Source organism: Enterobacter sp. Ap-1006, assembly GCF_011752835.1.
Lineage (GTDB): Bacteria > Pseudomonadota > Gammaproteobacteria > Enterobacterales > Enterobacteriaceae > Cedecea.
In genome coordinates this window covers 612,679-634,121 of the sequence record NZ_VWWU01000001.1, presented here as the reverse complement: position 1 = coordinate 634,121, position 21,443 = coordinate 612,679, and the positions used below count along the sequence as shown (strand labels likewise).

17 protein-coding genes are annotated in these 21,443 nt (G+C 54.2%); 2 read left to right on the top strand and 15 right to left on the bottom strand.

All coding sequences use genetic code 11. The features are described 5' to 3' along the window. Position 1: 1 nt before the first annotated feature. From fcl to F3J28_RS02830, 11 genes are all read right to left on the bottom strand, one after another. A complete protein-coding gene (gene fcl, locus F3J28_RS02880; protein ID WP_166872548.1) occupies positions 2–967 on the bottom strand; it encodes a GDP-L-fucose synthase in 966 nt (321 codons plus the stop codon). A 2-nt stretch (positions 968–969) separates the two neighbouring features. Next, complete coding sequence (gene gmd / locus F3J28_RS02875) at positions 970–2,091, bottom strand: GDP-mannose 4,6-dehydratase (RefSeq protein WP_008455078.1); 1,122 nt, start codon at positions 2,089–2,091, stop codon at positions 970–972. A gap of 102 nt (positions 2,092–2,193) precedes the next feature. Then, on the bottom strand, positions 2,194–2,733 hold the full coding sequence (gene wcaF / locus F3J28_RS02870; protein WP_166872545.1) for a colanic acid biosynthesis acetyltransferase WcaF: 540 nt from the start codon (positions 2,731–2,733) through the stop codon (positions 2,194–2,196). A gap of 17 nt (positions 2,734–2,750) precedes the next feature. Further along, positions 2,751–3,503: a colanic acid biosynthesis glycosyltransferase WcaE gene (gene wcaE / locus F3J28_RS02865; protein ID WP_166872541.1), complete on the bottom strand. Its 753-nt coding sequence runs from the start codon at positions 3,501–3,503 to the stop codon at positions 2,751–2,753. Then, positions 3,503–4,735, bottom strand: coding sequence for a colanic acid polymerase WcaD (gene wcaD, locus F3J28_RS02860; protein ID WP_166872538.1), 1,233 nt, complete (start codon positions 4,733–4,735; stop codon positions 3,503–3,505). Before wcaD ends, wcaE begins: the two co-directional genes overlap by 1 nt. Next, the gene (locus F3J28_RS02855; RefSeq protein ID WP_166872535.1) at positions 4,710–5,927 is read right to left on the bottom strand and encodes a glycosyltransferase; all 1,218 of its coding nucleotides are present in this window, start codon (positions 5,925–5,927) and stop codon (positions 4,710–4,712) included. The genes wcaD and F3J28_RS02855 overlap by 26 nt, the downstream gene beginning before the upstream one ends. Continuing rightward, positions 5,924–6,409 (bottom strand): colanic acid biosynthesis acetyltransferase WcaB, encoded by a 486-nt coding sequence (gene wcaB / locus F3J28_RS02850; RefSeq protein ID WP_166872532.1) that lies wholly within the window; start codon positions 6,407–6,409, stop codon positions 5,924–5,926. The genes F3J28_RS02855 and wcaB overlap by 4 nt, the downstream gene beginning before the upstream one ends. A 2-nt stretch (positions 6,410–6,411) precedes the next feature. Next, the gene (gene wcaA / locus F3J28_RS02845; protein WP_166872529.1) at positions 6,412–7,260 is read right to left on the bottom strand and encodes a colanic acid biosynthesis glycosyltransferase WcaA; all 849 of its coding nucleotides are present in this window, start codon (positions 7,258–7,260) and stop codon (positions 6,412–6,414) included. A 10-nt stretch (positions 7,261–7,270) separates the two neighbouring features. Next, positions 7,271–9,439, bottom strand: coding sequence for a tyrosine-protein kinase Wzc (gene wzc, locus F3J28_RS02840; RefSeq protein ID WP_166872526.1), 2,169 nt, complete (start codon positions 9,437–9,439; stop codon positions 7,271–7,273). 2 nt (positions 9,440–9,441) lie between these two features. Next, the gene (gene wzb, locus F3J28_RS02835) at positions 9,442–9,885 is read right to left on the bottom strand and encodes a low molecular weight protein-tyrosine-phosphatase Wzb (protein ID WP_008455093.1); all 444 of its coding nucleotides are present in this window, start codon (positions 9,883–9,885) and stop codon (positions 9,442–9,444) included. A gap of 6 nt (positions 9,886–9,891) precedes the next feature. Next, the gene (locus F3J28_RS02830; RefSeq protein ID WP_166862848.1) at positions 9,892–11,031 is read right to left on the bottom strand and encodes a polysaccharide export protein; all 1,140 of its coding nucleotides are present in this window, start codon (positions 11,029–11,031) and stop codon (positions 9,892–9,894) included. Positions 11,032–11,757: 726 nt separating this feature from the next. Here F3J28_RS02830 and F3J28_RS02825 point away from each other — a divergent pair. Further along, complete coding sequence (locus tag F3J28_RS02825; protein WP_166872523.1) at positions 11,758–13,341, top strand: TerC family protein; 1,584 nt, start codon at positions 11,758–11,760, stop codon at positions 13,339–13,341. Positions 13,342–13,527: 186 nt separating this feature from the next. Here the strand turns inward: F3J28_RS02825 and asmA are convergent, their stop codons facing one another. The 3 genes from asmA to udk form a co-directional block, all read right to left on the bottom strand. Next, positions 13,528–15,381, bottom strand: coding sequence for an outer membrane assembly protein AsmA (asmA, locus tag F3J28_RS02820; protein WP_166872520.1), 1,854 nt, complete (start codon positions 15,379–15,381; stop codon positions 13,528–13,530). Positions 15,382–15,427: 46 nt separating this feature from the next. Beyond that, the gene (gene dcd, locus F3J28_RS02815; RefSeq protein ID WP_008455101.1) at positions 15,428–16,009 is read right to left on the bottom strand and encodes a dCTP deaminase; all 582 of its coding nucleotides are present in this window, start codon (positions 16,007–16,009) and stop codon (positions 15,428–15,430) included. A 123-nt stretch (positions 16,010–16,132) separates the two neighbouring features. Next, positions 16,133–16,774, bottom strand: coding sequence for a uridine kinase (gene udk, locus F3J28_RS02810; RefSeq protein ID WP_008455103.1), 642 nt, complete (start codon positions 16,772–16,774; stop codon positions 16,133–16,135). A gap of 355 nt (positions 16,775–17,129) precedes the next feature. Between udk and F3J28_RS02805 the strand changes: the two genes are divergently transcribed. After that, positions 17,130–20,462, top strand: coding sequence for a diguanylate cyclase (locus tag F3J28_RS02805; RefSeq protein ID WP_166872517.1), 3,333 nt, complete (start codon positions 17,130–17,132; stop codon positions 20,460–20,462). On the opposite strand, the gene alkA is transcribed toward F3J28_RS02805, so the two are convergent. Continuing rightward, on the bottom strand, positions 20,455–21,300 hold the full coding sequence (gene alkA, locus F3J28_RS02800) for a DNA-3-methyladenine glycosylase 2 (protein WP_166872514.1): 846 nt from the start codon (positions 21,298–21,300) through the stop codon (positions 20,455–20,457). The genes F3J28_RS02805 and alkA overlap by 8 nt on opposite strands. Positions 21,301–21,443 lie beyond the last annotated feature (143 nt).

Genomic DNA, 21,443 nt, shown 5'->3' with positions numbered 1-21,443 from the left:
CTTACCCCCGGAACCGCTGCTGATTTTCGAGGAACCACTGGTAAGTGCTGGCGAGGCCCGCCTCCAGGGTAATCTCGTGATACCAGCCGAGGCGATGCAGGCGGGAAACGTCCAGCAGCTTGCGCGGCGTGCCGTCTGGTTTAGTGGCGTCGAACACCACACGCCCCCGGTAGCCGGTGACTTTCGCCAGAGTCTGCGCCAGTTCACGAATGGTGCAGTCCACGCCGGTGCCGACGTTAATGTGCGACAGCATCGGGTCGGTATTCTCCTGCCACACTTCCCGATCCAGCTCCATCACGTGAATGCTGGCCGCGGCCATATCGTCCACGTGCAAGAACTCACGCATCGGCGTGCCGCTGCCCCACACCACCACGTCCGGGGCATTTTCCTGCGTAGCTTCATGGAAGCGGCGCAGCAGGGCCGGAATAACGTGAGAGTTACTAGGGTGGAAGTTGTCGTTCGGCCCGTACAGATTGGTCGGCATCACCGAGCGGTAATCCCGCCCGTACTGGCGGTTGTAGGACTCGCACAGCTTGATACCGGCAATCTTGGCAATCGCATACGGCTCGTTCGTGGCTTCAAGCGTGCCCTGCAGCAGCTCGCTTTCGGCCATCGGCTGTTTCGCCATCTTCGGGTAAATACAGGATGAGCCGAGGAACAACAGTTTGTTCACGCCGTGCGTGTGCGCGGCATGAATAATGTTGCTTTCGATCATCATGTTCTCGTAGATAAACTCTGCCGGGAACGTGTTATTGGCGACGATACCGCCCACTTTTGCCGCCGCCAGGTAAACCTGGTCGATTTTCTCGCTGGCGAAGAAGGCATTAACGTCCCCAGCGTCCAGCAGATTCAGCTCATCGCGCCCGCGCAGCACCAGCTCAACGTCATCGCGCTGCCCGAGCAGGCGGACGATGGCCGAGCCGACCATCCCACGGTGCCCGGCAACAAAGATACGTGTCTTATTCATGCTCAGGACTCCAGCGCGATGGCGACCTCGTAACCATGGGACTTCAGCAGGGAGTGTTTCTTCGCCGCTTCCAGGTCTTTGGCTACCATTTCACCGACCATCTCCTGCAGGGTAATCTCCGGCTTCCAGCCCAGCGTTTCATGCGCTTTGGTTGGGTCGCCCAGCAGGGTTTCCACTTCCGCAGGACGGAAGTAACGCGGATCAACGGAGACGATAACGTCGCCTGGTTTCACGCCCGGCGCGTCGTGGCCCGTGACGGAAACCACAATGCCTTTCTCTTCCACGCCCTGGCCTTCAAAGCGCAGTTTGATGCCGAGCTGTGCCGCCGCCATTTCTACGAACTGACGCACGGAGTACTGCACGCCGGTGGCGATCACGAAATCTTCCGGTTTTTCCTGCTGCAGCATCATCCACTGCATTTTCACGTAGTCTTTGGCGTGGCCCCAGTCGCGCAGGGAATCCATGTTGCCGAGGTACAGGCACTTCTCCAGGCCCTGCGCGATATTGGCAATCGCGCGGGTAATTTTGCGAGTGACGAAGGTTTCGCCGCGACGCGGAGATTCGTGGTTGAACAGAATGCCGTTACAGGCATACATGCCGTAGGATTCACGGTAGTTGACGGTGATCCAGTAGGCGTAAAGCTTGGCGACTGCGTACGGGGAACGCGGGTAGAAAGGCGTGGTTTCTTTCTGTGGGATCTCCTGCACCAGGCCGTACAGCTCTGAAGTGGATGCCTGGTAGAAGCGAGTTTTCTTTTCGAGGCCGAGGAAGCGAATGGCTTCCAGCAGGCGCAGGGTGCCCATCGCATCCACGTCCGCGGTGTATTCCGGTGACTCAAAAGAAACCGCGACATGGCTCATCGCGCCCAGGTTGTAGACTTCATCCGGCTGCACTTCGGACAGAATACGGGTCAGGTTGGAGGTGTCGGTCAGGTCGCCATAGTGCAGATGGAATTTTGGGTTACCCGCGTGCGGATCCTGATAAATGTGGTCCACGCGTTCGGTGTTGAAAGAAGAGGCGCGGCGCTTGATACCGTGAACTTCATAGCCTTTTTCCAGCAGGAATTCCGCCAGGTAAGAGCCGTCTTGTCCGGTGACACCCGTAATGAGAGCTACTTTAGTCATGATAATTTATCCTCTGTGAACATTTTTATTGGCCCTTACCCCTCACTCCCTGTCTCTCCGCAGGGGAGATAAACAGTCACAAACAGAGCAAGGGTGAAAGCATTACGCGCGGTCGCGTATTTTTACTGCCGGGTTTCCCCTGCAAACGGCATTCGCCGGTAATGATTTATAAACGCTGCTCCGGGCTCCCACCACGCAGCCATCGCCTATCGTGACGCCCGGGGAAACAAATACATCCGTTGCCAGCCAGCATTTTTCGCCGATAACAATCGGTGACTGGGTAATATCGAAATGCTGACTCATATAATCGTGACTGCCGGTGCACAAATAACATTTTTGCGACACCACGGAATTTGCTCCGATGCTAATTTCACCGAGGGTATAGAGCACGGCATCATCGCCAACCCAGGCATAATCTCCGAGCGTTAACTTCCATGGGTAGGTAATTTTCACCGAGGGGCGAATAACAACCTTCTTGCCTACTTTCGCCCCAAAAACACGTAATAAAAAGGCACGCCACGGATATAAAACTTGCGGAGACCAGGCAAATAAAGTGGCCTGAACCGCCCACCACAACTGCACTTTAATGCCGCTCGCGCCGCGAAATCCCCTCGGTACACTGAAGCCGCTTAAATCCTGCATAATATTTCCTGTGAGCTTTAAGCTTTGTTATAAAGCGCTTTTGCTTTGCCGGTTGTTTTTAACCTGAGTCGGAAAGAGAGTTCGGCAATAAAGCCCGGTACGCGTAATATTTTTCGCTGAACATGTCTCGCATCACGGCACAATTCAATATTGTTAGAGGTAGACACGCCGCCCATTGAAAATTCAGACACCAGCCCTTTGATACGCTTAAAGGCATAGCCGTTTTTATACATTTTTGCCGCCAGCGCGTAATCGGATGAGACTTTATATTGCAGATCGTAGGGATATTTACGCAGTCCAGAGAGCGGGAAAAAGATAGCCTGATGGCTGGCCGGCAAGCTGTGGTAGATATACCAGCCCCGCTTGGCGCTGCGGCGAATTTTATTGCCGTCGCCAAAGTCCAGCAGCGCGTCACCAATCACCATCGCGTCATCGCGCTCGCCTAAGGCTGCCAGCTGATAAATCACCTCGGCAATCTCAGGGTGGAAAGCATCGCCGGAGTTCAGAAAGAGCGCATAGCGCCCCTGCGCCATGACGATGCCTTTGTTCATCGCGTCGTAAATGCCGCTGTCTTTCTCACTGACAAAACGCAGGTTGTACTGGCCCTGCAGGCCAGCAAGAAACTCAGCCGTGCCGTCTGGAGAGTTGCCGTCCACCACAATCCATTCGAACTCGATGCCTTTGGCCTGTGCCAGGTGCGCCAGCGATTGCCAGGTCTTCACGACCCCGGCATGGTTACGCCATGCCACTGTAATAACACTTAATAACATTATTGCGCACCTCCTGGCAGCGAATGCTTAATTGCTTTACGCAAAATAAATGGGCAAACAATTAAAAATGCATATTCCGGGCTAAAAATAGAACCGGTAAAGAACAAAGATACAGGCATAAACAACCAAAGCTGAACACGATAATTCTCATTATTGCCAAAGGCATTGCGCATCATTTTCATGACTCGCCACATATAGCCAGCGGTCATTAATACTGCAAACCATGAGAAATAAATAATCAGCAGATACAGTCCATTGTCCACGGTTTTCCCTACATCCGCACCGTTAAATATTCCGAATGATGCGACATATTCATAGAGAGAACCAAACCGTACTACGCCATCAACATTTTCCAGAGAGTAGCCAACCATCGCCAATGGACCAATAATACGGTAATACGATGACGATCCTTCTGTTCCCAAATCACCAACACGGGTTGCGATATAAGGGAAAGCGAATACTAAACCGATTAAAAAAACAGCCAGTGAAATAATTGCCAATGGCAATTTCTTTTTAATGGCGCTTTTATTAAGGTATTGAAACGCCCACTCCAGCAGATAAAACAAAATAAACGTCATTACCCCGGAGAAAGATCCTGACAGGATTATCCCTAAAAGAATCATAACATCAGTTTTCGGTGTTTTGATACCAAACTGTTTGATGCTGAGCCAAATTGAGATTAATGCCAGGGCGAAGAAAGCGGGCTCGAAATAGAGCGCCGTAGTACGCCGCCCACCAAAGCTAATAAAGTTGAGCACGTAACTGTTGCTGTAGATGAGAAACTTTGAAATTTTCTCAATCAGGCTACTGCCGCCGGTCAGAATAATCTGAGCCATTTCCGCCGCCGCCAGCGCCACAATAATGCCCACCACGGCATAGAAAAACCGTAATATCTTGCGGTGATTGCGCTGAGAAATAGTTTTGAATCGGCAGCTCCATGTCATGCCCAATATCAGCACAATATAGACAAACAGCATCATCGAGGTGACGTACTTGGCCGGGTCGAGCGACTGGCCAAAAATGTAGTTAAACGCCGTCAGTCCCGCCCCGACACCCAACGCAATCATCAGTTTTTTAAGGTTGATGCGCTCGATGTACAGAAACAAAATCGCCGGCAGGAAGGTCACGATGGTTATCGGGAAGCTCTCCCCCAGAGAGGCGAGCTTAATGTTCACCACCAGATAGATGAACGGCAGCAGCAGATAGCTACAGACCCTGATAGAACGAGACATATTCCTCCAGCATCTGCTTGCCGCTATAGGCCGTGCGGCTGGCTGCACGGAAGGTCGCTAAATCAGTCGCGAAAACCTGCTCTGCCAGCTGCGTTTTTTTAAGCTGCACCAGCGCCAGAACGTGTTCCGGGGTGAAGGTTTTGCCCCCCACTTTACGCAGAACTTCATCCGCGGCCTCGCTGCTCGTCGCCACCACCGGCACGCCGATAGACAGCGCCTCGCACAGGATCAGCGGATAGTTATCCACGCGGGAACTGAACACCAGGCTGTCCATCGTGTTCAGCTCGCTCATCAGCGCGCGCTTGTCGGTCATATAGCCGTGGTTCACCACGTTAGCGCCTTCAAACGGCGAGAATTTGCCAAAGGTATGCAGCTCAATTTTGTCGCCCAGCGCCATCATTGCCTGTACCAGTTTCTGGTTGGTTTTGCCGTCGTAGCGCAGGTCGTGGGCCACAATAGCCACGCGGGGTTTCACCGTCGCGACGCCGCTTTCAGGCAGCTCCGCCAGAATCGCCTCGGTGGCGACGTCAATACCGTTATTAATGATGCTGCAGCGCCCGGCACCATAAAGCTGATTAAAAGCCTCTGCGACGTGCTGGCTGGGGGAGATAAACTTGCAGCCCAGCGCCAGCATCTCGCGGAACAGCTGGCGCTTGCCCGCCACCTGCTGGTGCGCCTTATCCACTTTGACCGGCGGATAGTTGTTCAGCGTCGGGCATTTAACACAGCCGGTTTTCCAGCCTTCGCAGCCGTCCAGAAAGGCGCAGCGCCCGGTAATGCTCCAGTGATCGTGCAGCGTCCAGACGAAGGTAACATCCGGCTTGTGCGCCTTCACCCGCTGGCAAAACGACACCATTTCGTCCAGGTTCAGCCAATAGCTGTGCACCACGTGGAAGTGCAGCACAACCGGCTGTGGGCTGCGAGTGACCCGACGGTAAAGCTTATTCAGATTGCCGAATGGATCGCGGTTCAGAAAACGGAACAGCGCGATATTGGCAACCGACACCAGGCGAGGCGTGTGTTTCTCAACGTCGGGATAAATGTCATGGCTGGCGCTTTTCTTACCGCCTTTGCCATAGCCATAGATAAAACGTGAGGAGAGCCCGGCCAGACGTGCACGCTGGTGCAGATCGAGCGCCACGCCCGCCGCACCACCTTCGGCCAGGCGGACATTAAATTGCATGATGTTCATTGGATCACCTTCACCCGAGCTTTTTCACCGACCACCAGCGCATTGTCCGGCACGCTGTCCAGCACCACGCTGCCCGCGCCTACAGTCACGTTATTACCGAGGGTGATATCGCCCACGACGATCGCGTTAGCGCCCAGTTCAACGCCGTTGCCAATCACCGGGCAGGCGAGACTGTTCCCCCGGTTACCAATGGTGACGCCGTGGCGGATGGTGAAATCATCCCCGGCGACGACGAACTTATTGATAACCACCGCATAGCCGTGATGAATAGTGAACCGGCGGCCAATGGTGGCTCCCGCCTGAATTTCATAGCCAAACAGGCATTCGGTAATAAAGCGGTAGGCCAGCAGCACGGGCGCGGCCCAGAGGTTGTTGATGACGTTTTTCTTGCGCCACACCGAGCAAAAGTGGGCTACGCGATAGGCCAGCACCATGCAGCACGGGCGCAGGCTCCAGCTATTGGCACGAATATCCTCCAGCACGCTTACCTCCCCCGCAGACTATCGGCCAGGCGCTTGCCGTTGCGCACCGTCAGCAGAGCTAACAGGGTGCGCCACGACATGCGCTTATTGCGGATTTGGTAGAGCGTATACAGCTGATATTTCTTACTGGCCCGGTCGAACTTGGCTTTGTGCTTGCGGTAAAAGTGGAAATAACCGGCAAATTTCTTTGGGGATTTGGTTATCTGCATTTCGCCGTGATTAACGTGCAGAATTTGGGTCGCCTCCTCCACCTTCCACGGCTGGCCGAACGCCACCACCATGCGCAGGAAGATGTCGTAATCCTGCGCCGCCTTCAGCTCGGTATCAAACAGGCTGCTCTTAAAGCGCTCGGCGTAGGTAAAGACCTGATTGCCGATGATGTTGCGCTTGTAGAACAGCTTCAGGGAATAGGGCGACTTCGGGTACAGCGGCAGGCTGGTCGGCTGCGAGTAGACCTGCCCTTCACACAAATAGTCGTTGGCATATAAAAATGCGTGGGTGACCAGTTGATGCTGGTGGGACAAAAATACCGACAGGCGGTTCGGCGTCCATTCGTCATCATCATCAATGCCGGTGATAAACCGCCCTTGCGCCAGCCCAATGGCCTGGTTACGTACTGCGCAGGCACCGCTGTTCATGTCGTTGTGAATGTAACGCACCCGAGGATCGCCGAGGTCTGCAACAAACTGCTCCAGCTGCTGGAAGCTGGCGGAGCAGTCATCGACGATGATCATTTCCCAGTGATCATAATCCTGCCGCAGCACCGAGTTGATGGCGCGAATAGCCAACTGCTGGCGGTTCCAGGTCGGCATATATATAGAGATAAGCGGGCGAGTTGCGCTGCTGTTCATGGCTATCACCTTATTTAGCATCCGACTTATATTCGTATTCGTAATACCCGTAATCCTGGTAGCCCGTGGCCCGGCGGAAAATCGAGTTAAGGATCACGCCGCGCACGGCAATGCCGTTCTGCTCAAAACGGCTCAGGCTGGTTTCCACTTCTTTCAGCGTGTTCACCGCGTAGCGCGCCACCATCAGCGTGGTGCCAGCATGGCGCCCCACAATCGCCGCGTCCGTGACGGCCAGAATCGGCGGCGTATCAATCAGCACCAGGTCATAATTTTCACTGGCCCACTTCACCAACTGAGAGAAGCGCTCGTTCATCAACAGTTCGGACGGGTTAGCCGGGACCTGCCCGCGTGGGATAAGGTCAAAGTTCGGCACGGAGGTTTTCTGCGCGCAGCGGCTAATATCCCCCTGCCCTGACAGCACGTCAGACAGTCCGTTAACGTTGGTGGTCCCCAGCAGTTCGTGGGTATAGCCTTTGCGCATGTCGCAGTCCACCAGCAGCACGCGCTTGTTGGTCTGGCTAATCACCGCCGCGAGGTTGGCACACACAAAGGTTTTACCGATAGACGGGCTAACGCCGGTGAGCATCAGGACGTTGTTGGGGGCCTGCATCATGGCGAAATGCAGGCTGGTGCGCAGGCTGCGAATGGCTTCAATGGCCAGGTCGGTCGGGTTACCCACCGCCAGCAACTGGCTCTGTTTGAAGCGCTTAGTGCCTTTGACGTTGCGCAGGTTGGCCTGGTCGCGGGTTTTCTGCCATTCGGAGAGCGGAATGCTCGCATACACGCTGAGCCCCGCCTCTTCCAGCACGGTCGGGCTTTCAATGCCGCCGTTAAACAGCGAGCGCAGCAGCACCCCGATCACAGACACAATCAGGCCCAGAATGATGCTGCCCAGCACCACCAGCACGCGCTGAGGTTTAACCATGCCAGGCTGCGTGATCGCCGGGTCGACGATGCGCACGTCTCCCACCGTACTGGCTTCGGTGATTTTCAGCTCTTGCTGCTTGTTCAACAGCTGCATATAAACCTGCTGCCCGGACTCCACATCGCGGGTCAGGCGCACAATTTCCTGCTGGGTTTTGGGCATCGCGGCGATGCTGTTGGTCAGGCGAGCTTTCTGATCTTCCAGCGTTCGGCGCTGCTCCAGCAACGTGCGGTAGGACGGGTGGGCTTTGGTGTACAGCTTGGAGATTTCAGCTTCTTTGAAGGTCAGCTGATTCAGCTGAGCGTCGATGTTGACCACGGAATCCAGCAGCGATTTCGCCTCCAGAGAAAGATCCACCGAATCCTGGCGCTGACGATAGGCATTCAGTTTGTTCTCTGCGGCATCCAGATTGCGACGCACTTCAGGCAACTGCTCGGCCAGGAACTTCAGGCTTTTGGCGGCCTCTTCAGATTTACGCTGCACGTTCTGCGCCAGGTAGTTGCGGGTGATACTGTCGAGAATGGTGCGGATCTGATCTTTATCTTCCCCGGTGTAGGACAAACTAAGCACGCCGGTATCTTTGCCGTTTTCAGTCACCGTCAGGTTGCCCAGCAGCTGGTTGATCATCCCGAGCGTGGAATACTTCACCACCGTGAAATTGTCACCAGGCTGCGCCTGGATGCCATCCACCTGCATCGTGACGCCCGATTTACTCAGCAGCTTGCCCACTTCACCTTTGGCGCTAAAGCCATTGTCGCTGGTCAGCTGATACTGTTTATCGTTCAGCACTTCCACGGTAAAGGTGTCTTTGTTCATCGCTGCCGGCAGCGTAAACGTGGTGACATTCACCGTGTCGTTCTGGTGCCCCTGCAGGCGGTCCCAGCCAGCGCCGAACAGCCAGAAGGTGTTCTTAGTCACCGAGATGTCCAGATTCAGGTCATCAACGGTTTTCCCCAGCACCATGCGGGACTGGATCAGCTGAATTTCTGCGGCAGACGCCGGTGGCTTATTGCTGAGCGCAGAGCTGATGTCGTTCACCAGCGTGTTACCGGCATTTTGTTCGATTTGCACCAGCGCGTCGGCCTTGTAGACCGGCGTGGCAAACAGGGCATAAACCGCGGCCAGCACGGCGAACAGCCCCGTAATGCCGATAACCCACCAGCGAGCCTCCAGCACGGTGCCAAACAAACGGCCAATATCAATTTCGTCATTGCCCTCGGTCGGGGCGCTCGAACGGCGTACTTTCTCTGTCATTGTTATCCCTGATGAGCGTTGAGTGCGTTAGCCCACTTTTGGGCAGAAAGGTCGAGCATGCTGTAGACCGCTTCGAAGGCGTCACGGCTTTTACGATAGGGGTCAGGAATTTCTCTGCCGGCATCCCAGTGGCCAAACAGCATCACTTTGCCGCGCATTTCGGGTGCCATTTCGCACAGCGTGGTGATGTGACGTTTTTCCATCGCCAGAATCAGATCGTGCTCCCGGCATAGACGCCCCGAAACCTGGCGGGCTAAATGCCCCTCAAGCGAAAGGTTGTGCCGCCCGGCAACCTCAACAGCACCGGCATCCGCGCCCTTCCCGACCAGCGCCCCCAGCCCTGCTGAGCTGACGCTAAGCTCCGGGTGGTAGCGTTTGAGCAGCCGTTCAGCCGTGGGGGAACGGCAGATGTTCCCCACGCAAACCACAAGTATTTTGTTGAACATAGTGCGTTACCAGGTATGGATATCTTTGGCGGTATCGGTCATGTAACGCACGCCGCTGATGGTTGGCAGAAGCTGGTTGATCAGGCGATTCCAGCGAGAAACCGGTGCCGTGGTCACGTACACCACGTCATACGGCTGGAGCTGGAACTCGGTGCCCATCACCAGCGAAGTCGCATCGGACATATCGAGCTGATAAATGTTGGCAATCTTGCCGTTTTGCTGCGTCTGGCCCTTGAGCGGACGGATCACGAAGATGCCGCTGGCGTTGGACGAGGTGAGATCGATACCTTCGGCCTGGCCAAGCGCCTCGGTAAGCGTCATGCCGCTGAAGTCCATTTTGAGGGTGGTTTGCTTCTTCACTTCCCCCATCACAAACACTTTCAGATCGTCATTACGCGGCACAAACAGAATGTCGCCGGGGTAGAGCAAATGGTTTTGGCTGAGGTCGCCGTTTTGCATTAGCGCCTGCAGAGAAATGCGTTTTTCCTGCCCGTTATGGGTCAGAACGACGTTACGCCAGTCGGCTACTTCGGTTAAACCGCCTGCGGCATTGATCGCGTCGAGGATAGTCAGCGGTACGTTAGTGATGGGCTGCTGGCCGGATTTATTTACCTGCCCGGAGATATAGGCTTTTTGCGAGCGGAAGGCAGCGATATTAACGTCCACCTGCGGCTGGGCAATGTACTGCGCAAGACGGCTGGTAATATCGCTGCGAATTTCTGCCAGCGTTTTGCCGGTCACGCTGATTTTGCCCACATACGGATAGAACATGGTGCCATCGGGCTGTACCCAGTTACCAGTGTCGCTTGAACTGCGATATTGCCCCGCTGGCGTGGTGAGTTCAGGGTGATCCCAGACCGTGACGTTTAATACATCCCCCGGCCCGACGCGGTACTGGTAATTGGCGATATCTTTATCCAGTCCGGCATTCGGCTGGGCAACCACTGGACGAGGCCTCAGTTGCTCCACCAGTCGCGGCGTTAAAGGATAAACGTTGACCATTCGGTCAAGGTCGAAATCAGCATCCTGTTGTTTGATGACGTCTTTTCCCGACGTAGACATATTGCTGCCGGGAAATATCGTGCAGCCGCTCATCAGGGTGACTGACACCAATAATGGCATCAACTTCAGTTTGTATTTTATCATTGAATATTTATCACTATGGCAGAGTAATTATCCTGAGCGAATAAAACAGGCAAGCAATTAACCGTGAGAACGAAGTACAGAATTGAACATATTCAGAGAATGAGAAAACTGGCATTATTCCTAAAATAAGCTTATTCCCCGACATTCTGATGGCGCCATCACTTGCTGTTATCTGGCCGCATCCGGGCACGCTACCGCCCCTGGCTCACAGTCACCAACCCACTGAAAAAGTTAAATAATCCTAATAACCTGAGATTCTCTAATATCCGGAAAATATTAAAAAAAATGAATCAGGTCTTATGACAATGCTGGGACAAACTATTACTAAACGGGTAATCACACATTCATTGCTAATCATCGCCAAAGATTGTTGCAGCTTAAAACTCAGCAGGCAAGGAGACAAAAGGCTGGAGGCGGACTTTTAAGAATAATATGAACCACGCAATAATAACATTTTAGGATTTTCTTTATATTGACAATGGAAATAATAAGACAATGTCTGGAAAAATATGCAGAACTATCTCATAGCGGTGTATTCATATATAAAATATATAACTCAAATGCTTCTTTAAATATTATCCGCAATAATTTGCCGGGCATTCATTTAATGCTGAAAATTCTATAAGTCATTACGGATTATTCTCAGACAAACATTGCTTTTTGTCCGACAATTATCCATCATTTCCGTGTGGCATTTGCCCGTAAGTTAAAGGCTATAAACCCCGTATGGAATGGATTGCCGACCCCTCAGTCTGGGCCGGGTTAGTTACCCTGGTCGTTTTAGAACTGGTTCTGGGCATTGATAACCTCGTTTTTATTGCCATCCTCGCCGAAAAGCTGCCTCCTAAACTGCGCGATCGCGCCCGCGTCACGGGCTTACTGCTGGCGATGGTTATGCGCCTGCTGCTGCTGGCCTCCATTTCGTGGCTGGTGACGCTTACCCGACCGCTATTCACCCTTCACGACCTTAGCTTTAGCGCCAGGGATCTGATCATGCTGTTGGGCGGTATGTTCCTGCTGTTTAAGGCCACGATGGAGCTGAATGAGCGGCTGGAGGGCAAAGACAGCGAGCATCACACGCAAAAACGGGGGGCCAAATTCTGGCCCGTTGTGGCGCAAATCGTCATTCTTGACGCCGTATTTTCCCTTGATTCGGTAGTCACCGCCGTTGGCATGGTCGACCATCTGGCGGTCATGATGGTCGCGGTTATCATCGCCATCGGGCTGATGGTGCTGGCCAGCAAGTCGCTGACTCGGTTTGTGAACAGCCACCCGACCATCGTGATTTTGTGCCTGAGTTTCCTGCTGATGATTGGCTTTAGCCTGGTGGCCGACGGCTTTGGCTATCAAATCCCGAAAGGCTATCTCTATGCCGCCATCGGATTCTCGGTGATGATTGAATCACTCAATCAGCTGGCGATATTTAACCGCCGACGTTTTCTTTCCGCAAATCAGTCGCTGCGGGAGCGCACCGCCGAAGCCGTGCTGCGGCTGTTGAACGGTAAGAAAGAAGAAGCGGAACTGGATGCCCAGACCGCCTCACTTATAGCCGACAGCGGCATTAACAGCGATGTTTTTAACCCGCAGGAAACGCGGATGATCGAACGCGTGCTGCACCTGAACCAGCGCAGCGTCAGCAGTATCATGACCTCCCGCCACGACGTCGAGCATCTGGACATTACCGCCCCGGAAGCCGAGGTTCGCGAACTTCTGAATAAAAACCAGCACACGCGCATCGTGGTCACGGACAATGACGATGACATCCTCGGCGTGGTGCACGTTATCGATTTATTGCAGCAGTCGCTGCACGGCGAAGCGCTGAATATTGCACCGTTGATTCGTCAGCCGCTGGTTTTCCCGGAGGCATTACCGCTGCTGCAGGCGTTAGAACAGTTCCGTAACGCGCGCACCCATTTTGCTTTTGTCGTCGATGAGTTTGGCTCGGTGGAAGGCATTGTCACCCTGAGCGACGTAATGGAAACCATCGCCGGTAATCTGCCGAACGAAGTGGAAGAGATAGATGCCCGCCACGATATCCAGAAAAATCAGGACGGTAGCTGGACGGCTAACGGCCACATGCCGCTGGACGACCTGGTGCAGTACATCGCCCTTCCCCTGGATGAGAAACGGGAATACCACACCATTGCCGGGTTGTTGATGGAGCATTTGCAGCATATTCCAGCCGAAGGCGAGAGCGTTGAAGTGGGGAATTATTTGCTCAAAACGCTGGAGGTGGTGAATCACAGGGTCAACAAAGTGCAAATCATCCCGCTCGAACAAGACGATAATCAGCTGGATTATGAGGTATAAAAAAACCGGCGAGAGCCGGTTTGGGTTGCTGACAAAGAGGGAAAAAGCGTGGTTTTTCCCTCTTTGTGATTTTTAGCCGAAAATCAATGAATTGATTTTCCTGTTTTTCTAATGAGCTGGCGGGTATTTCTTCTCTCGCCAGAGGCCAGTTATCAATCTGAACTGGCTTCCGCCGTTTTTTTGTCGTTAAAGCTTATTCAGTAACTGCTGAGCGTCTTTCGCCTTGTCGCTCTCTTTATGCTTATCCAGCCAGTCATTGAGCCGACGCTTAGCTTCATCCTGCAGCTGCTTGCGTAGCACCTGGTCAACCTGAAGCGTGTAATTCAGCTGCTGCCACGGGCCATAAACCCGGAGCGGAACGGCCGTGTTTTTTAGCACTTCAATCAGTTTACTGTCGCTGCCCTGCCAGCCGCCGCTGACTTTAATTGCAAAGTTGGTGTCGCAGACCTCTTTCACCAGATCCATCGTGCCTTCGCCGGTCAGGGACAATACGCTGGACTCACCGACCATCTTCGTCATCGTCAGAAGCCCATTATCCAGCGACGCAGACGTGGAGAAGTGATCAAGCTCGGTGACGTTCTGAACATTCTGCTGCGCATCCACGCCCTCATTGTTCCGACTGACCGCCTGCTGAATCAGCTGCTGGAAGTTCATCCCCTCGAGGCGGGAATGGGCCAGCTCAAGCTGGGCGTCTCCCTGCCAGTTACTGCGGAAATCCTCCGCATCAAGGCGTTCACCGCTGAAATCACCCGTCATAGAAAACTGCCCGGTTAACGCAATCGGGTAATCAAACGCGGTCAGAATTTTGCCTATCTCAACATTTTTCACCTGCGGCTGGAAGGCAAGCTCAGGCGTCTTGCCGCTGGCATCCAGGAAGCCCGGCAGCGAGAGCGTGCCCTGCCCCAGCTTGCCGTTGAGCTGGTTAATGCTGAGTTTACCCGCCTGATTCACCAGCGCGGTCTGCACATCGCTGAACGCCAGGCCGCGCCAGCGTACTTCACCGGCCTTGATATTCAGTACGGCATTAAAATTACGCAGGCTGTGATAGTTGGTTTCACCCTGTTGTTCGGCAATCACCGGGCCCGGACGGGACTGTTGCTGAGCCTGCTGGGCCTGTTGGTTAATCAAGGTATCCGCAACGGGCGCATTGGCCACCAGTTTGTCGAGGTTGAGCAGGCGAGATTGCAGATCCACCGTCCACTGCGGTTTATTCTGCATCGCCACGCTGACATTGCCCTGTAAATCACTGTCGTTGGCCGTGAGCTGCATATTTGTCAGCGAAAGCTGGCTGCCCGTGTTTTTCCAGCCCAGTTGAAGCGATCCCGAGCCGCCGATGCCGCCAGCCGGAAGGTCGGCGCCCTGCAGCCGGTAGTCAATTTGGCTTAGCGTGGCGTTGATTTGCTGTGGATAGTCATGGAGATCGACATCTGCGGTGACCGAAAGCATTAAATCCCGCTGGTCACGGTTGATTTGGCTGCTGAGTTCAATATGCGCCTGGCGCTTATCATCCTGCGTCATTTGCAGGTTAATATTGCGGACGGTGACCTGCTCGTCATTGATATGCTGGAAGACCAGCACGCTGTCGACGACCTTAAGCTTCGCAACATCAAAGGACCAGCCACGCCCGGTATCCGGTTCACTAATGGTGTCTTTTGGCCCTACCGGCGCGTTAGCCGAAAGCTTCGCTTCAGCCTGCGGCGTCATCTGAATCACCGCGCTTTTCAGCATGACCTGGCGAACCTGAAGCTGGTGAGAAAGCAGCGGAATCAGCGCTACATCCAGACGCATATTTTCCGCGCTAACCATTGGCAAACTGGCACCCGGCGCAGTCAGCGACATGCGGCCAGACAAAATACTCAGCTGCGGCCAGACATGCCAGCGCAGCGGCCCTTCCAGCTCAAGGTGATAGCCGCTGCGGGCCTCAACCTGACGAACCATATAACCACGGAAGTCGTTAGGGTTAACCAACAACACGAGTGAGGTCAGGCCGGCTATCAGCACAACCAGCAGAATCATCAACGTGGTTAATAGTCGTCTCATAACATTCTCCATATCATTCGCCAGAGGGCGAACAACTCACTGCAATTCAGTCTTTATCGATACGGCTTGCTACCGCACCCTGCTGGTCGCGGTATTTGGCATCCTGACGGCGATTATAAGGGCGAGCGGCTGGCCCGGAGAGGGGTTCAAAGCTCAGGGCGCCAATCATCATTCCCGGACGCAGCGCCAGCGGCAGCTTCCCTGAATTGTAGAACTCAAGCACGATACAGCCATGCCAGCCCGGATCGATGCGGTGGGCGGTGACGTGTACCATCAGGCCCAGGCGCGCTAACGAGGAACGCCCATCCAGCCAGCCCACAAGGTCGTCCGGCAGCGTGACAGATTCCAGCGTTACCGCCAGCGCCAGTTCACCGGGGTGTAGAAAGAAAGCTTCACCTTCTTCCAACACAATCTCATCACTCATCACGCGCTCTAACGCTTCGGTGACTTCATCTTTAGGGCCGCTGAGATCGATAAAAGGTGCGGTATGCCCGCTAAACGTGCGGAATTTATTGCCGAGGCGCACATCCACGGTGGCACCGTTAATGCGTTCAACCGGAGGACGGGGGGTAATCGCTAAACGGCCATCATCCAGCCAGGCTTCGATATCACGATCGCAAAGGCGCATCGCAGATTCTCCTTATCAATCTCAGTTTACACACACTGCCACAGAGCGTCGACGATAGCCAATTGGCAATGGATGAGGGATTCAACGTAAAAGCGAGCGGCTTACGCGCGCTCGCAAAGGTCTTTATTCAAAGAACTGACTGATTTTGGCTTTCAGAATATCGATTGCGATGCGGTTCTTGCCCCCGCGCGGCACGATAATATCGGCGTATTGTTTGGAAGGCTCAATAAATTGCAGGAACATTGGGCGTACCGTTTTTTGATACTGCGCCATCACGGAATCCATTGAACGGCCGCGCTCGTTAACGTCGCGCTTCATACGGCGCATCAGGCAGATATCCAGCGGTGTATCAACAAAAATAGAGAAGTTCATTTCCTGGCGCAGGCGCGCATCGGTCAGCAGCAGGATGCCTTCCAGAATGATCACCTTCTTCGGGACCAAATGCACGGTCTGGTCGGTGCGGGTGTGCTCCACGTAGCTATAAACCGGCAGTTCGATTGCTTTGCCGGACTTCAACGTCTGCAAATGCTGGAAAAGCAGGTTGTGGTCCATTGCGCTGGGGTGATCGTAGTTGGTTTTAACACGCTCTTCCATCGACAGATGGCTTTGATCTTTGTAGTAACTGTCTTCTGGAATGACACCAATGTGTTCATCGCCGACTTGCTCGCGCAGTTCACGATACAACGTGCTGGCAATGAGGCTTTTCCCTGAAGCCGATGCGCCGGCTATCCCGATGATGACGCATTGATGAGACTGATCGGTCATATTATTTACGGCCTGAATACGAAAAGTGTTGGAAGGACGACGCGGAGGCGTCAAACGCCGCAATTATAGGGACAACCGCCTTTTGATACCAGTCTCTTACCCCCTGCAATCGTGAAATTACGCGGCAAAAGGCCAACAAAGTGACAAAGGCATGACAGCGCACCATCGCCAGGCAACGGGTGAAGTGGAATTATTTAATTACGTGATTTGACTACGCAATTTCTGACACTCTGTAGGTAAATTCTGACAACCGAGCATAGGAATTGTAAATTGTTTGTACTAGCATAAACCGATTCTTTATTTATATGCATCCGGGCATGGCTCCTGGCGGCAGTGTCCAAGCGGATTTGCGGTAATGATTAAAAAAAACAGACAAACAGAAGCCGCCGTCCATTCACTGATACTGCTGGCTGGCTTGGGGTTACTCAGCTTTGTTTTCACCCTCTATTCCCTTGAGCTGACGTTAAAAGGCACCGACCTGGTGCCTATATGGTTTACCACCTCGGTGATGATGGCGGCATTTTTCCGTTCTCCTCTCCGTCAATGGCCGTTCATTGCCGCCGTCTGTGCACTGGGCAGCATGGCAGCCAGCGCCACCGTTTTTTCATTTAGCGGTCTGAATATCTCGTTAACCGCGATAAACCTGGCTGAGGCGCTGCTGGGCGCGCTTTTGTTACGCCGCTTTTTGCCGCGGAAAAATCCCTTACAAAACCTCAATAACTGGTCACGACTTGCCGTGTGCAGTGCGGTAATCCCTCCGCTGGTCGGCGGCCTGCTGGTGACGCTATTGCCGATACCGGTTGACTCCTCGGCGCTGAAAACCTTCTTTATATGGGGGCTGTCTGAATCCATCGGGGCGCTGGCGCTGATGCCGGCAGGGCTGCTGTTTAAACCTTATTATTTGCTTCGTCACCGCAAAGCGGCCCTGCTGTTCGAAACCGTGGCAACCTTCGCCGTCACGCTGGCGCTCAGCTATTTTTCATTAATTTACCTGCCCTGGCCGTTCACTTTTATCATCGTCATTCTGATGTGGAGCGCCATTCGGCTGCCGCGTCTGGAAGCCTTTATTATTTTCCTTGCCACGCTGATGATGGTCTCGGCGATGATAGCCATCGGCAAGTTCCCGATGTTAACGCCCCACCCGCGCGTGCTGGAATATGCGCCGTGGCTGCCGTTTCTGCTGATTCTGCTGCCGGCAAACGTCATCACAATGGTGATGTACTCCTCCCGCACAGAGCGTAAACACATCACCGAAAGCGAAACGCGCTTTCGTAACGCGATGGAATACTCGGCTATTGGCATGGCGCTGGTCTCTACCGAGGGCAAATGGCTGCAGGTCAATAAGTCATTATGTAAGTTCCTCGGCTATTCCAGCGAAGAGTTGAGCGATCTCACCTTCCAGCAAATTACCTGGCCCGAAGATTTGAATCTCGATCTTCAGCACCTGAGCAAGCTTGAGGCCGGGCACATCAATAGCTATTCAATGGAAAAGCGCTATTACACCAGCGCGGGCAATGTCGTGTGGGCCATGCTCACGGCGTCCGTTGTGCGTCATACCGACGGCACGCCGCTCTACTACATCGCCCAGATTGAAGACATCAACGACCTGAAGCATACCGAGTGGATCAACAAGCGGCTGATGGAGCGGATTACGCTTGCCAATGAAGCCGGCGGCATCGGCATCTGGGAGTGGGATCTGACCAACGATGTCATCAGCTGGGATAAGCGGATGTTTGAGCTTTACGACGTGCCGCCGCATACCAAACCGACCTACCAGCTCTGGCTGAACAGGCTGGTGAAAGAAGATCTCGCCCACTCGGAAACCGTTATTCGCGAGTCGTTAAAAAATCGCCTGCCGTTTAAGCTTGAATTTCGTATCCATGTCAAAGACGGTATCCGCCACATCCGCTCCCTGGCTAACCGCGTGCTGAATAAGAACGGCGACGTGGAACGGCTGCTGGGCATCAATATGGACATGACCGAAGTTAAGCAGCTTAACGAAGCGCTGTACCAGGAAAAAGAGCGGCTGCACATCACGCTGGACTCGATCGGCGAAGCGGTAATTTGCACCGACGTCGACATGAATGTCTCCTTTATGAACCCGATTGCCGAGAAGCTCAGCGGCTGGGCGCAGGAGGCGGCCATCGGCCAGCACATTCTGGCGATTCTGCGCATCACCTTCGGCGATAACGGCCCGGTGATGGAAAACATACACAGCGGCGATTTTTCCCGGAGCGCTATAGAGCAGGATGTCGTGCTACATTGCCGCAACGGCGGCAGCTACGACATCCACTACACCATTACGCCGCTGACTACGCTGGACGGCCAAAGCATTGGCTCCGTGCTGGTTATCCAGGATGTGACTGAGTCCCGGAAAATGCTCAAACAGCTGAGCTACAGCGCCTCGCACGATAGCCTGACGCACCTGGCCAACCGGGTAAGCTTTGAGAATCACCTGAAGCGCTTACTGCAGGGTGCGGTTGAACACCGCCAGCGCCATGCCCTGGTGTTCATTGACCTCGACCGTTTTAAAGCCGTAAACGACTCCGCGGGCCATGCCGCAGGTGATGCTTTGCTGCGAGAGCTGGCGGCGATGATGCTGAGTATGCTGCGCACAGGGGATTTCCTTGCTCGCCTCGGCGGCGACGAATTTGGTTTGCTGCTGCCAGATTGTTCCACTGAAAACGCACGTTATATTTCTGAGCGCATCATTCGCAGTATCAACGACTACCACTTCATGTGGGATGGCCGTCTGCATCGCATCGGCGCCAGCGCCGGGATCACGCACATTGACGGCGATAATGCTATCGCGTCTGAAGTGCTCTCCCAGGCCGATATCGCCTGCTACGCCTCGAAGAACAACGGCCGCGGCCAGGTCACGGTTTATGAACCGCATCGCCACTACATGGAGCAAGGGCGAGACACCATGCCCCTCGACGAGCAGTGGCAGGTGATCAAAGACAATCCCATGCTGATGATAGCGATGGCGATTGCGCCGCCGCGCATCCCGGAATCCACCTGTTTCTATCTCCTGACCTTGCGTTTCTGGGGCAACGAAGGGGACGTTATCAACGAACCCGCATTCCGCTCAGGCCTCGCCGACCCGGCACTTCACCATGCGCTGGATCGCCGCGTATTTAGCGAATTTTTTGACAAGTATGCCGCTCAGGTCGCAAGGAAAGGTTTTGGCGTCGCGCTGCCCGTTTCCGGTGCGGGCCTGGTCAGCGACACCTTCGTCAATGAGCTGCTGGAACAGCTTTCCGCCCGCAGAATGCCGGCCCGTCTGCTGCACCTGACGATTCAAAGCAGCGACTTGCTCGCCGAGCCACAGCGCGCTTATGCCAGCCTGAAACGGCTGCGCAAAGCCGGTTGCCGCATGGTGCTGAGCCACGTTGGGCGCGATCTGGAACTGTTTAATACCCTGAGCCATCATCTGTTCGACTACGTGATGTTAGACCCGGGCCTGATCCTCAACGTGCACTGTAATCTGATGGACGAAATGATGGTGACGATTGTGCATGGTCACGCCCAACGCATGGCGCTGCAAACTATCGCCGGTCCGGCGGATATGCCTCTGGTAATGGATACGCTGTCGGGCATTGGCATTGATTTAATCTATGGGGAAACCATCGCCCAGCCGCAGCCGCTGGAGCTGCTGCTGACGAATAGTTATTTTGGCATTAACTGACCGGCGTCCAACCGTCGCTATACCAGATGTGTAACAGCGCGTAGGAGCGCCAGGGCTGCCAGCGCTCGGCGTAGCGGCGGATTTGTGCAGGCGTCATATCAGGAAAGCGCTGTTTAATCAGGTAATCGTCCGGCAGGAAAACGTCGCTGGCCTGCCAGCCGCGCAGGGCGAAATAGTTGGCAGTCCAGCGCCCGATACCGGGCAATGCTATCAGGGTTTTTATTCCCTGCTCCAAATCATCGGGTAGCTGCAGCGGAAACTGCCCTTTCACCACCTCTCCGGCAAGATGCACAATAGCCTCTGCACGCTTAAGCGACATGCCTAAAGATTTCAGCTGTTGAATATCGCAGTTTGCCAGCGTCCTGGCATCCGGAAACAGATACCAGCCATCATTACCTTCAAGCTTCCTTCCGAAGGTCTTTGCCACTTTGCCGGTCAATTTTGCCGCCATCGCCACGCTAACCAGTTGCCCAAGAATGGCCCGAATGGCCTGTTCGAACGGGTCCATACATCCCGGCAGACGCAGGCCGGGCCGGGCTGCCGCCAACGAGCCCAGGCTGCTTAAGACCTGCTGCGGATCCTTGTCCAAATCCAGTAAGTTCTTCACGCGCTGTAAAACTTCGCCTGCCACAGGCTGCAGGCCGTCGCTTAGCGTCACATTGAGGCAAAGATTTTTCTCGTCTGGTTCAAGCGTCACGAGCCCGGCATATTCTCCCAGCGCGAAGCTGCGCTGATAGCGACTGGCGGTAACAACTTCCACGCCCTCCACGGCACGTCCCCGTAAAAAGCCGAGGATCCAGGACCAGTCATAGGGCGGTTGATAGCTAAGGGTGTACATAAATAATCCTGAAGAGAATGAGGGCATTAGGCAGACAACACTGCTTATTTAGCATACCGCCAAATGCCGATTTCTGCCTTGCTTTCATATTCAGTTGCCCACGGACCGGCATTCCGCTAAAGTCGCCCCCCTTCTCACTGGCA

What these genes read in the sequence shown, in the direction of transcription:
- wzb (WP_008455093.1), bottom strand. Translation starts at nt 9,885, where the DNA reads ATGTTCAACAAAATACTTGTGGTTTGCGTGGGGAACATCTGCCGTTCC.
- gmd (WP_008455078.1), bottom strand. Translation starts at nt 2,091, where the DNA reads ATGACTAAAGTAGCTCTCATTACGGGTGTCACCGGACAAGACGGCTCT.
- wcaF (WP_166872545.1), bottom strand. Translation starts at nt 2,733, where the DNA reads ATGCAGGATTTAAGCGGCTTCAGTGTACCGAGGGGATTTCGCGGCGCG.
- F3J28_RS02825 (WP_166872523.1), top strand. Translation starts at nt 11,758, where the DNA reads ATGGAATGGATTGCCGACCCCTCAGTCTGGGCCGGGTTAGTTACCCTG.
- F3J28_RS02830 (WP_166862848.1), bottom strand. Translation starts at nt 11,031, where the DNA reads ATGATAAAATACAAACTGAAGTTGATGCCATTATTGGTGTCAGTCACC.
- wcaA (WP_166872529.1), bottom strand. Translation starts at nt 7,260, where the DNA reads ATGAACAGCAGCGCAACTCGCCCGCTTATCTCTATATATATGCCGACC.
- wcaE (WP_166872541.1), bottom strand. Translation starts at nt 3,503, where the DNA reads ATGTTATTAAGTGTTATTACAGTGGCATGGCGTAACCATGCCGGGGTC.
- asmA (WP_166872520.1), bottom strand. Translation starts at nt 15,381, where the DNA reads ATGAGACGACTATTAACCACGTTGATGATTCTGCTGGTTGTGCTGATA.
- alkA (WP_166872514.1), bottom strand. Translation starts at nt 21,300, where the DNA reads ATGTACACCCTTAGCTATCAACCGCCCTATGACTGGTCCTGGATCCTC.
- wzc (WP_166872526.1), bottom strand. Translation starts at nt 9,439, where the DNA reads ATGACAGAGAAAGTACGCCGTTCGAGCGCCCCGACCGAGGGCAATGAC.
- fcl (WP_166872548.1), bottom strand. Translation starts at nt 967, where the DNA reads ATGAATAAGACACGTATCTTTGTTGCCGGGCACCGTGGGATGGTCGGC.
- udk (WP_008455103.1), bottom strand. Translation starts at nt 16,774, where the DNA reads ATGACCGATCAGTCTCATCAATGCGTCATCATCGGGATAGCCGGCGCA.
- F3J28_RS02855 (WP_166872535.1), bottom strand. Translation starts at nt 5,927, where the DNA reads ATGAACATCATGCAATTTAATGTCCGCCTGGCCGAAGGTGGTGCGGCG.
- dcd (WP_008455101.1), bottom strand. Translation starts at nt 16,009, where the DNA reads ATGCGCCTTTGCGATCGTGATATCGAAGCCTGGCTGGATGATGGCCGT.
- wcaD (WP_166872538.1), bottom strand. Translation starts at nt 4,735, where the DNA reads ATGTCTCGTTCTATCAGGGTCTGTAGCTATCTGCTGCTGCCGTTCATC.
- F3J28_RS02805 (WP_166872517.1), top strand. Translation starts at nt 17,130, where the DNA reads ATGATTAAAAAAAACAGACAAACAGAAGCCGCCGTCCATTCACTGATA.